We start from the raw sequence: 11,928 nt of genomic DNA, 5'->3' as shown, positions 1-11,928 counted from the left end.
CCGCTTTGTAACCGTTCTAAATCTGTTTTTACCATTTTTTCTAAAAGTTCCTTAAAGCTCACTTGGGGTTTTGCCTTACCAGTTGTCACCAGGGTTCCCAATAGGTCATTTCAAGAGTTGGGTACAAAACTGGGAGCCGCTAAATTGTAAATTTCTTGGGGACGTGGCTGTTCAACTGCGGTCAACAACTTTGCCTTATCCTTCAAATCAACTGTAAAAATTTTTACTTGATTTGCCAGTGTTCCCAGTTTGGTCAAATTAGGTTGTTGATGCGGGGGTACTAATCCTACAACTCGGTAACCACGTTCAAGGAGCAAATGGCTGAGATAGTAGCCATCTTGACCAGTAATTCCTGTAATTAGGGCTGTCTTAATCATATGTCCCCTATTTCCTCTATCTCTTTAAGCACAAAATGGCACTTGTTGGAGAACAAAAATAAGACTCTCAACACTGCTGACAAATCTTAACAAGGGAGCTAATGTAACTCAAATGTTATCTTTACTGTATTCAGTAATTCTTTTTATACAACAATCTTATTTAAGATTTTACAAAATGCTCATAATTAACAAGCAATTTTACGTAAAAAATATATTACCCCAATTTAGATAATATTGAAAAAGAGTATACTTTTATCAATTAAATAACTATATATTTGACCAATGACTCCTTTTAATCATGCTTTTGTTTTGATATAAAATTTATTTATGTTCAAAATAAAAATATTTATTTCGAGACGCAAAGCGCGTTCGCCTTTGGCGTCCCATAGAAAAAAATAATATGTCCAAGTTTCAGCAGCCCTAAATTTTCTATCTACGCTGTTCTCTCCTCTGCCCCCAGCAAGAACTGCCCCCTTTCCTCTACTTTGGCTGCTTCACTTTTACTTTTGTACTTCTTGAGAGTATTTGACGATGAGAAGGCAATTTCTACCATCTGCACCACGTTCGTATACAACACGATCAGCCAACCGCCGCAGAAGAAACCATCCATAACCGCCTACTTGCAGCGTACCTGGCTCTGGCTCTGCGATCGCATCAGGATTGAAAGGTTTTCCATAATCCCAAATTCTAATCTCTAGTCGGTCAATCCAGAGATGGATGTTAATCTCAATGGTTGTTTCCGGGGGTAAAGCATGATGAGCATGACGAACAGCGTTGGTAAAGCCTTCTGCTAATGCTAAATTTAGGCGATCAAGTTGGGTTTTTGACCAGCCAAGTTGAGACAAATGTTGCAGACAAAATTGCTCGAACCATTCTTGCACCTGGTTTAGGAGACTGAGTTCGCTCTTAACCGTCAGATGGTCTTGCTGCACTATGCTAAACATTAACTGTGACTTAAATATAAGTAAACCCAAGTTGCTAGTTATTAAATTTTGCACTATTCGCAGAATTTCTTTGATATAAAAAAATCTAAATTTAGATGTTCTATGTCCCAAAAGACAAAACATGAACGATTTTTGCATTTCGAGAATTGTAACTAGCAACTTACGTTAAGTAAGTGAAAAATGTTTGTATTTGATGACTTTTGGCGATTTTAAATTTTGGAATAGCTTTTCCATCCAAAACTTCACATCCTAAATGTAATCTGAACTATTAAATCAGTGAACAGTCAACAGTTATAAGTTATCAAGTGTAGAGGGCATAGGTTTTGTATTCGTCACTAACACCTAGCACTAATCGGCGGCATCATGATTAATTTTCAGTTGGAAGTTTTCACCAATATAGTGGGGGACTTAAACCCAGGTATCAAAACTTTTAACTGATAACTGATAACTGTTAAAATTGACGCCTGTAAATTTTCTTCAAAAGCACATCTGCATCTGCTCTTGAAACTCACAGGCGTCAAAGCACTTTGTGATGACTAATTTAGAATAGTCCCAAGGTCAAAGATTTATCCAATGGCAAGGCAGCACCAATACCCAGCCACAAGGTGACAAGGGTACCAAAAAGGAATACTGTGGTTGCAACTGGACGACGGAAGGGGTTTTGGAACTTGTTAACGTTCTCAATAAAGGGAACGAGGATTAGCCCCACTGGTACAGAACCCATTGCTAACACTCCTAAAAGTTTGTTAGGAAGCGATCGCAAAATTTGGAAGACTGGATACAAGTACCACTCTGGCAAAATTTCCAATGGTGTGGCGAAAGGATTTGCTGGTTCACCGGTCATAGCGGGATCTAGCACAGCTAGAGCCACAATTGCGGCAAAGGAACCCATGATCACGATTGGAAATACGTAAAGTAGGTCATTAGGCCAAGCCGGTTCACCATAGTAGTTGTGACCCATGCCTTTAGCTAGTTTGGCTCTTAACTGAGGATCGCTCAGGTCAGGTTTTTTTTGTGTTGACATTTTGAAATGTGCTCTCCTGCTTAACTTAAATTAAAGCATTTGTGAAACCTATCAGCTACTAAATAACTCTAACAGGCGGCAAACAGCGTTTGTCTATTTACACCCAGCCGCCTCCAGAGTCTCTACAGCTTTAGCCTTCAGATACAAGTGTTTAATTTTTTGAAACTTATGTACAATTTATTTCTTGTGTTTCATAAGTTTAAAACAAACAACTTCATCTGGGAACTGATAAATGTTTGCCTTTTACTAATAGCTGAGATTACAAAGGCCCGGAAATACCTTGTTTACGGATCATCAAAAAGTGAAATAGCATGAAGACTGCGATGAACCAAGGCAGTACAAAGGTGTGTGCGCTGTAGTAGCGAGTTAGTGTTGCTTGACCAACACTCGAACCGCCGCGCAATAGGTCGGAAATCAGAACGCCAACTACAGGAATTGCTTCTGGTACGCCGCTAACGATTTTCACAGCCCAGTAGCCAACTTGATCCCAAGGTAGGGAATAGCCGGTGACTCCAAAGGAAACTGTAATCACGGCCAGGATGACACCGCTTATCCAGGTCAGTTCGCGGGGCTTTTTGAAACCACCAGTCAGATAAACCCGGAAGACGTGCAAAATCATCATCAATACCATCATGCTGGCAGACCAGCGATGAATGGAGCGAATTAGCCAACCGAAGCTTACTTCATTCATGATGTACTCCACAGAGGAGAAAGCTTCAGTAACTGTTGGTCTGTAGTAGAACGTCATCGCAAATCCAGTGGCAAACTGGATGAGAAAGCAAACCAGGGTAATTCCACCGAAACAGTAGAAAATATTGACGTGGGGAGGGACGTACTTACTAGTAACGTCTTCGGCGAGTGCCTGAATCTCCAGGCGTTCCTCAAACCAGTCGGAAACGTTGGCCATACAATCTCAAGTTCCTAAAAGTCGGTTGCGGTTGATAAATCCCGAAGTTCTGAATCGGCAAAAGCCTACTCTCAGACTTCTCTCCCAATTAACAATTTTGGGATTTTAGTAAAGAGGAGTTTTTTTGGAAAGCTTGTCAGCTTTGAGCGTACTAAGAGACTTCAGAAACTTTACACTCTTTTACACACTCCCCCGAATCCGCTTGCCTAACGGCACGCGCAAGGGACGCTAAATTCGTGGGATTCTGGGTCGCTAACAGCAATTGCAGGCATAGCCTGTCTGATATCGCCTAACCCAGCAGTCGATATCCCGACTGCACAAAGGCTGAATTATTCAGCCTCTTGACTTATATCTTTCGGTTAGAAACCGCCAGATAGAAGCATCACGCCCCGTAAAGAGGAAATATATTGCGATCTCTTTACGCCCCTACACACAAAATGGTGGACACAAAGTAGATTTTATCCTTTGGTAAGTGGATACGATGCATCAGTTGACTGAACAACTTGATGAGAAAAATGCACCACTTCTATAAAAAAAGTAACATAATCGAGAGATAGATTTCATCAACAACAGAGCAAGTGGGCATTATCTAGGCAATTTGGGTTGAGGTGGAATTGATAATGGGGTTCATGAACAAACAAGTCTTTCGGGTTGGATTTTCATTGTTAATGGCGTTTTGGTTGGCGTTGGGTACGCTCACCCAGCCGGCGATGGCTTTGACGGCAGAACAAAAGCTGGTTTCGGAAGTATGGCGAATTGTTAATCGCACTTATCTAGATGAGACGTTTAATCATCAAAACTGGGCGGCTGTGCGGCAAAAGGTTCTAGAGAAGCCACTGACAGACTCAAATGCCAGTTATGCGGCAATTGAGAAGATGCTCAAGAGCCTCGACGATCCTTTTACACGCTTTTTAGATCCAGAACAGTACCGCAGCTTACAGGTCAATACTTCTGGGGAACTGACTGGGGTTGGATTACAAATTGCTCTAAATCCTGAGAGTGGGAAGTTGGAAGTAGTTGCTCCTATAGCAGGTTCACCAGCAGATAAAGCAGGAATTAGACCGCGCGATCGCATTCTCAAAATTGAAGGCGTTTCCACAGAAAATCTTACCTTAGATGAAGCTGCGACTAAAATGCGGGGTCCCAGTGGCAGCCTTGTTACTCTTCTCATCGAACGGGACGGAGAGGCAGAAACGGAAATTAGACTGACACGCGATCGCATTGCTCTTAACCCTGTGGTTTCAGATTTGCGTGTTTCTCCTGAAGGTACGCCCATTGGCTACCTTCGCCTTACACAATTCAATGCCAACGCCTCAACGGAATTGGCACACGCTATTTCTAGTCTAGAAAAAAAAGGCGCTGCTGCCTACATTCTAGATTTGCGAAATAATCCTGGGGGGTTGTTACAATCAGGAATTGAAATCGCCCGTCTGTGGTTAGACTCTGGTACTATTGTCTACACTGTGAACAGACAAGGTATTCAAGGTAGTTTTGAAGCCTTTGGGCCACCCCTGACGACCGATCCTCTGGTGATTTTGGTAAATCAAGGAACTGCTAGTGCTAGTGAAATTCTCGCCGGCGCACTCCAAGATAATGGTCGTGCCCAGTTGGTAGGCGAAACCACCTTTGGAAAGGGCTTAATTCAATCTTTATTTGAATTATCAGATGGTTCGGGCTTGGCAGTCACAATTGCTAAGTATGAAACTCCTCAACACCGGGATATCAATAAACTAGGTATTAAGCCAGATAAAGTGATTTCCCAAGAGCCAATTAACCGCGATCAGATTGGTACCCAAGCGGATCTGCAATATCAAGCAGCAGTAGAACTTTTAAAGAAAGAATCGATTGTGGTGGGGAAGGTGTAAAAAGTCAGAAGTTAGAAGTTAGGAGTTAAGAGTAGAGATGCGATTAATCGCGTCTCTACAGAAGTTAAGAGTTGGCCTTGTTGCCAGTCTATGAAAATAGTGCAACTTGTAGACGCGACAGCTTAACAGATAAATTTCCCCAAAATCAAGCGATTGGCTTATGGGGTTATACCATTTCTTTGTGAGGCTGCGCCAAATTTTCTTCCTTTATGTCCTTTGCGCCTTTGCGGTTCGTTCCTTATATAATTTGGCGCATCATTATACAGAATTGGTATTAGCATTAATACTGCTCAGTTAAGCATTTTGAACTCAGAATTTGGTTTTGGCAAAAGGTTACTAGGTTTGGGTTAAAGGTTTTTCTTTCCCTTTTCCCCAAAACCCGGCAAGTATTGAGTTATGGGGTTACTCAACACTCAGCACTGGTGAACGAACTGGTAATATAATCACAAATTCTGTTCCTTGTCCCAATACAGAGGTGCAGAGAAGTTTGCCCCTGTGGGTTTCTTCGATAATTTGATGAGCGATCGCAAGTCCTAATCCTGTCCCCTTCCCGACAGCTTTAGTCGTAAATAAATGCTCAAAAATCTTTTCTTTTACTTCTTGGCTCATTCCTTTAGCATTATCAGCAATAGTAATTTTTATCCAATCTTCTTCTATGGAAGTTGTAATTATAATTCGATTCGCTTTAAGCTGAATATCCTCAAAGCTGCGTCCATTATTCGATTCTTCTAAAGCATCAATAGCATTAGCTAAAACATTCATAAATACCTGATTTAATTGACCAGGAAAACATTCAATCTGGGGTAAATTTACATAGTTTGTGACTACTTCAATTGCAGGACGCTGTTCGTTTGCCTTAAGACGATGTTTCAAAATTAAAATCGTACTATCAATACCTTGGTGGATATTAAATGGCACTTTGTAATCTCTATCTGCACGAGAGAAAGTGCGGAGGCTGGTGCTAATATTTTTTAATCTTTCACACGCCATAGACATAGAATCAATCATCTTGGGTAAGTCTTCTAAACTGTAATCTAAGTCAATTTCTTCGGCATGGTCAAGAATTTTTTCATTTTCGCTGGATAAACTTTCTTGATAAAGTCTGAGATGTTCAAAAATATCAGCAACAGTGGGTTTAACTTGTTTGAGACTGGCAGCAATGAAACCGAGAGGATTATTCATTTCGTGAGCTACACCAGCAACTAAATTACCCAGTGCGGACATTTTTTCACTTTGAACAATTTGTAATTGGGCATTTTGTAGATCGTTTAGTGCTTGCTGCAAATCAAGCGATTTTTGCTGCAAGGCAAGTTCTGATTGTTTGCGTAAGCGAAGCTCGTCATAGACATCGCTAATATCTCGCATTACAACTACTGCACCGAGTTTGTTACCTGAAGGATCGACGATCGCTTGTCCGCTTGCTAATAAAATTCTTTTAGAACCATGCTTCGGCACAATTACCATTTCGGCATTTTCAACGATTTCTCCTTGTAAGGCGCGAAAGAGAGGAATTTCCGTTTTTAATAAAGGTGTTTGACCATCCAATTGATAGAGATTGAAGTGTTCTGTCCATTCTTCTGCTGGTAATGATTTTACTGGTAAGCCATGAAACTCACGAGTTGCTTTGTTAAATAGAGTCAATTTACCACTAGCATCGCAAACAACAATCCCATCGGTAATATTGTGAATGATGGCATTCAAAAACTCTCGTTCTTTGGCTAGAGATGCTTCAGCTTGTTTGCGATCGCTAATATCAATTACCACCCCATCCCATAAAATTGTGCCATCGGCTTGTCGCTCTGGCCGAGAAGCAGATTGAACCCATTTCACGGTTCCTGAAGGCAAGATAATGCGCCATTCTTGCTCAAATGGTGTGAGATTTTGGGCAGAGTAGGCGATCGCTTGGGCAACAGCTGGTTCATCGTCAGGATGATGCATGGCGTAAAGGCTATGCGTCCCTGCCATCACTGATTCTGGTGCTAACCCATATAAATCGAAACAGCCAGAGCTAACGTATGGTGTTGAAGTTGAACCGTCAGCTGCTAGACGGAATTGGTACACCATACCAGGAATATTATTCGCCAAATTTTGAAAACGGGTTTCACTAGCCTGTAATTTTGCTAGAGATTGTGTTAACTGTTGAGCAGAGTTCTGGGAATTTCGATAAAGTCGGGCATTTTCCAGAGAAATTGCAGCTTGAGCGCAAAGTAAGTTTAATAGTTCGACGCGATCGCTCGTAAAGGCTTTGGTTACTAAGTTATTTTCCAGATACAAAATGCCTAGCAACTTACTTACATGCAAAATCGGACTACACAAGATACTTTTGGGCTGCTGTCGTTGAATATATGAGTCATTAATTAATTGAGGATGCACCCTAGCATCAACAATCACTGTTGGTTGTAAGCTGCGTTTGACGGTATCAATTAAGCCAACTGGCAAATCAACAGAGTCTTCAACAGACTGTGGGTTGAGCAACATTGGGTAAAAATCGACTTTAGCAGCCTGGTTTTGTACACCGTTCAGGGAAAGCTGTGCTGACGCCTGAATTAGCAAATGATCTGATTCCAAAAGCATGAACACACACTTATTGGCTCCGGCATTTTCAATGACGATATGCAGTAATGCTTTTAGCAGTTTTTCGAGTTCGATTTCCCCTGAGATAGTTTGATAAGCTTTGAGAATGGCAGCTAAATCTAAAGCAACAGAGACGCTGCTACTGCTGGAAGTGGCAAAACTGGTGGATGTGACACTCTCTAATGTGAAGATAGTTTCGTGAGTGGAGAAAGGAGAACGGGTTTGCTCAAGGATGGGGGCGAGGAGTTGCGGATAGCGTCGTTCCAAGTCGGCGACTTTGGCTTTAGCGCCCCAACGAGCGTAGCCGTAGTAGGCTTCAATCATGTATTCCCCAGCTATGCGCTGTTTGCCCCAATCGAGGTAAAATTTGGCGGCTAGTTCGTTCGCTAATGCAACTTCTTGGATATAACCGTTTTCTTTGGCTGCGGTGATGGCGCGATCATACAATTCTATCGCCTCTGATTTCTCTCCTAGAACTCGATACCGTTCTGCTTCAACCAAATAAAACTTGTGTAAATGATTGGCTGGAATATAGCTAGCCCAAGTTTTGATCTTTTCCTGATTTTTGCTCACCCGCCGAAGAATGTATTGTTGTTCTGTTTCGGAAACTTGGGAGTAGATTGCTAGATGAGCCAGAGAATCATAGGTGTGGAAGATTGGAACCACAAATAATCCGATGGCACTGCCGAGATAATTTTCAGTAGCGATCGCAGCTTCCACTGCTAGTTCAAACTTCCCAAACAGATAACCAAGAAAAAGTTTACTGACATAGAAATAGCACAGCACAGTTTGATCGCCTGAGTCCTGGAGAACTGGCAGCATTTGCTCTTGATTGAAAGCCTTACCAATCAGTTGCCATGCTTCAACACCATCGCCGATTAAATTCAAAATCCCTTGCTGAAAAATCATCAGCTGGTACAGAAGTCCTTCTTGTTTTAGTTGAGTGATTTGAAGACGGAAAGCATCGCTCTCCTGACTTAGCTCCCCCAGTTCTTTACCGACAAACAAAGAGTGCATGACGTAAACGACTGCACAAATGGTAGCTGATTCTAAATCTCCTGTTTCCAGCCCAACTTGATAGCCTTCTTGGAAAAGCGCTAAGGTGTTCCTGAGCGGCTCCTTCCAATGCAATACACAACAGCACGCTCTGACATAGGTTCTAGCTTTCAAATTTTTGGCATTAAACTGTTCAAGTAAATTGAGTGCCAGTTGTCCAAACTGATAGCCACATTCAATATCTCCTACTGCGCCACAAAGTAGCAGTCCATAGAAAGCATAAGCATTTGTAGAGTATGAGGTATTGCCATACTGAACAGATAAATTTACTTGCTCAAGGACAATAAATGGTAACAGTGTTGGAGCGGCAACAAAGGCAGAAGAAGAGACACTTACAAGAATCCGCATAGCGGCTAATTTGTCTTTTTCTGTCATCTGATGTAAAGCCATTAAATCTAACGCTTGCCTTCCAGCTAAAATGGATTTGGTTGCTTTGAGCGCCGATGCAATATCTGATTCATTTGGTTGCTTGGGAAAATGGATTCCTAACTGCTCTAAAATCTTGAGAGCCAGTTCTACGCCCTGTAGAAATTGATGTTGGGCTTGAGCGGCTTGAATTTGGATTTCATAGACTTTAACGGTATCTAATAAGGTTCTGGCATTTGACAAAATGACTGCTGCAAATTGTGTCATCTGCTCAAAATTGCCACTTAGATAAGCTGCTTCGGTGGCAGCTTCATAAAATGTCAGGGTTAGTTCATATTCTGTTTGCCACGGATATTGTCCAAGCATTGCAATACCTACGGTGGCATACTCAAATGCGGCGGCGTATGCTGTTGCAGCTATTGCTTTTTGTGCAGCTTGTAAATTGAGTTGAGCAAGTTCTATTTTATGAGATGGATTGACGATTAAGCTATTTCCTATATTCAGTTGATTAACAATCTCAAATAGTTTTTTATCCTGTTCTGCAGCTGGGGTGTAATTCAGCAAAAGTTGCCCAATTTTCAGGTGAGTGACCTGTTTTTGCTGGTTGGGAATCAGAGAGTAGGCTGCTTGCTGAACGCGATCATGCAAGAATTTGTAAACTGTCATTTGTCCTTTGGCATTTGTCATTTGCAAATGATCGATGACCAATGACGAATCTTGATAAAACTTGTAAACCTCGTTGGTTGGAATCACCAATCCTTCTTGCAATGCTTTCCACAAGTCCACAGCGATTTCTGTCTGCGACTTTTCAGAAACGATCGCTAACGTTGCCAAATCGAACTGATTGCCGATACAGGCTGCCAGTTTCAATACATCTTGAGTGATGTCGGGCAACTTTTGAAGCTGTTGCGCCATAAATTTCACTACATCATCGGTGAGAGCAAGCGATCGCACTTGCGTCACATCACACTGCCAGTAACCTGCCTTTGAATCAAAGGTAATCAGCCCATCCTCATGTAGCACTTTCAAAAACTGAGTTGTGAAAAAGGGATTACCTTTAGCTTTTTGATAAACTAACTCTGTCAATAGCAATGCTTGGTCAGTTGCACATCTGAGGGAATCGGCGATTAAATGATTCACATCTGCTTGACTCAAGGGAAATAGAGTCAAAGTGTTGACGCAAAAAGATTCCTTTTTGATTTCATCTAGCGTCAACATGAGAGAATGAGCTGCAAAGACCTCGTTATCGCGGTATGCGCCAATAATGAATAGATAACCGCGATTACTCTCGCCCATTAACAGCTTCAGCAAATTGAGCGATGCGGAATCTGCCCACTGCAAATCATCGAGAAACATCACCAACGGATGTTCTGGTGTGGTGAAGACTTGAATAAACTTTTGAAACAGCAGGTTGAAACGGTTTTGTGCGGCACTCCCCGATAATTCAGCAATTGCAGGCTGTTTGCCGATAATCTGCTCTAGTTCAGGAATCACCTCGATCAGAAGTTGCCCGTTCTCGCCAACTGCCGCTAAAATCTTGTTTTGCCATTGCTTTAGTTGAGTATCGCTTTCACTAAGCAACTGTCCCATTAAATCACGAAAGGCTTGGACAAAAGCAGACAGAGGAATATTTCGGTTAAATTGGTCATACTTACCTTTGATGAAGTAGCCGTTCCACTCGACGATCGGCTTATGCACTTCATTAACAACTGCGGTTTTGCCAATGCCAGAGAAACCTGCCACTAGCATCAGTTGGGAGTTACCATTAGCAACATGACCAAATGCTTCCAGTAACGTCTGTACTTCCGATTCGCGTCCGTAGAGTTTTTCAGGAATGAGAAAGCGATCGCTAATATCTCGCCCTCCCAAATCAAACCAGGTATGTTTGCCAGTTTCTCGCCACTGTTCTAGGCAAGTAACGAGGTCATGTTTAAGCCCTAGCACACTGTGATAGCGGTCTTCAGCATTCTTCGCCATCAGTTTGCGGATAATTTCACCCAGCATCAAGGGCAAATCGGGGTTGAAATCGCAGACAAAGGGTGGAAGTTTCGCAATGTGGCAATGCACCAACTCCATCGGTTCCTGGGACTCAAAGGGCAGTTGTCCACTCAGTAATTCAAAGAAAGTCACACCTAAAGAATAGAAATCGCTGCGGTAGTCAATGCCCCTGTTCATCCGCCCGGTTTGCTCTGGTGACAGATACGCTAGCGTTCCCTCCAGTCCGTTGGGACTTTGAATCTCCTGGGTTTCTCGTGGTAAGAGTGAGGCAATACTGAAGTCAATCAGCTTAATTTGTTTGGTAACAGGGTGAATTAGGATGTTGGCTGGTTTAATGTCTTTGTGAATGATGCGTTGTTGATGTAACTGGTGTAGCGTGTCTAGCAGTTGCAAAACAATGGGTAAGAATTGCTCTAAAGTCAGTGTTTTACCTTGAGTAAATTGCCGTAAAGAAATGCCACCAAAGTCCTCCATTACCAGGGCATAGCCATTGTGATAAGCTTCCAGGCTGTAAGGTTTGATAATGCCGGGAATATCTAGATTTTTGGTGATCGCATATTGGTTGCGAAACTGTACTAGTTCACTAAAAGTTGGGTATTCTCGTTTTAAGAGCTTGATGACAACTGGTAAGCGATCGCATTCTCGTACTGCCCGATACACTTGAGTACGAGAACCTGAATAAAGTTGCTCTATGATTTGGTATCCAGCGATCCTTAAAGTTCTATCAGCTTTTGCGCTCATAAATTTTTACGGGAATTCCTGTGTACTAAAGTTAGAATTCCCAGGAGAATATCTTGCTTAACAAACGTTACAAAAC

Annotated in this window: 5 protein-coding genes and 1 pseudogene; 1 reads left to right on the top strand and 5 read right to left on the bottom strand. The window is 42.1% G+C overall.

Annotated features, from left to right (window positions below; all coding sequences use genetic code 11):
- Positions 1–113: 113 nt before the first annotated feature.
- From V7L20_RS00395 to petB, 4 genes and pseudogenes are all read right to left on the bottom strand, one after another.
- A pseudogene (locus tag V7L20_RS00395) lies at positions 114–377 on the bottom strand (GDP-mannose 4,6-dehydratase); the annotation flags it as partial.
- Positions 378–877: 500 nt separating this feature from the next.
- Positions 878–1,321, bottom strand: coding sequence for an ATP-binding protein (locus tag V7L20_RS00390; protein WP_334742151.1), 444 nt, complete (start codon positions 1,319–1,321; stop codon positions 878–880).
- Positions 1,322–1,862: 541 nt separating this feature from the next.
- Positions 1,863–2,345, bottom strand: coding sequence for a cytochrome b6-f complex subunit IV (gene petD / locus V7L20_RS00385; RefSeq protein WP_069068452.1), 483 nt, complete (start codon positions 2,343–2,345; stop codon positions 1,863–1,865).
- A gap of 259 nt (positions 2,346–2,604) precedes the next feature.
- Entirely contained in the window at positions 2,605–3,252 is a 648-nt protein-coding gene (petB, locus tag V7L20_RS00380) for a cytochrome b6 (protein ID WP_334742150.1), read from the bottom strand.
- Between the two features lie 620 nt (positions 3,253–3,872).
- On the opposite strand from petB, the gene ctpA reads away from it, so the two are divergent.
- Positions 3,873–5,117 (top strand): carboxyl-terminal processing protease CtpA, encoded by a 1,245-nt coding sequence (gene ctpA, locus V7L20_RS00375; RefSeq protein ID WP_334742149.1) that lies wholly within the window; start codon positions 3,873–3,875, stop codon positions 5,115–5,117.
- Positions 5,118–5,519: 402 nt separating this feature from the next.
- Here the strand turns inward: ctpA and V7L20_RS00370 are convergent, their stop codons facing one another.
- A complete protein-coding gene (locus V7L20_RS00370) occupies positions 5,520–11,852 on the bottom strand; it encodes an ATP-binding sensor histidine kinase (protein ID WP_334742148.1) in 6,333 nt (2,110 codons plus the stop codon).
- Positions 11,853–11,928: the final 76 nt, after the last annotated feature.

It is taken from the genome of Nostoc sp. (assembly GCF_036916735.1).
Taxonomy (GTDB): domain Bacteria; phylum Cyanobacteriota; class Cyanobacteriia; order Cyanobacteriales; family Nostocaceae; genus Nostoc.
This window is presented reverse-complemented; position numbering and strand designations above follow the sequence as displayed.

What these genes read in the sequence shown, in the direction of transcription:
- V7L20_RS00390 (WP_334742151.1), bottom strand. Translation starts at nt 1,321, where the DNA reads ATGTTTAGCATAGTGCAGCAAGACCATCTGACGGTTAAGAGCGAACTC.
- V7L20_RS00370 (WP_334742148.1), bottom strand. Translation starts at nt 11,852, where the DNA reads ATGAGCGCAAAAGCTGATAGAACTTTAAGGATCGCTGGATACCAAATC.
- ctpA (WP_334742149.1), top strand. Translation starts at nt 3,873, where the DNA reads ATGGGGTTCATGAACAAACAAGTCTTTCGGGTTGGATTTTCATTGTTA.
- petD (WP_069068452.1), bottom strand. Translation starts at nt 2,345, where the DNA reads ATGTCAACACAAAAAAAACCTGACCTGAGCGATCCTCAGTTAAGAGCC.
- petB (WP_334742150.1), bottom strand. Translation starts at nt 3,252, where the DNA reads ATGGCCAACGTTTCCGACTGGTTTGAGGAACGCCTGGAGATTCAGGCA.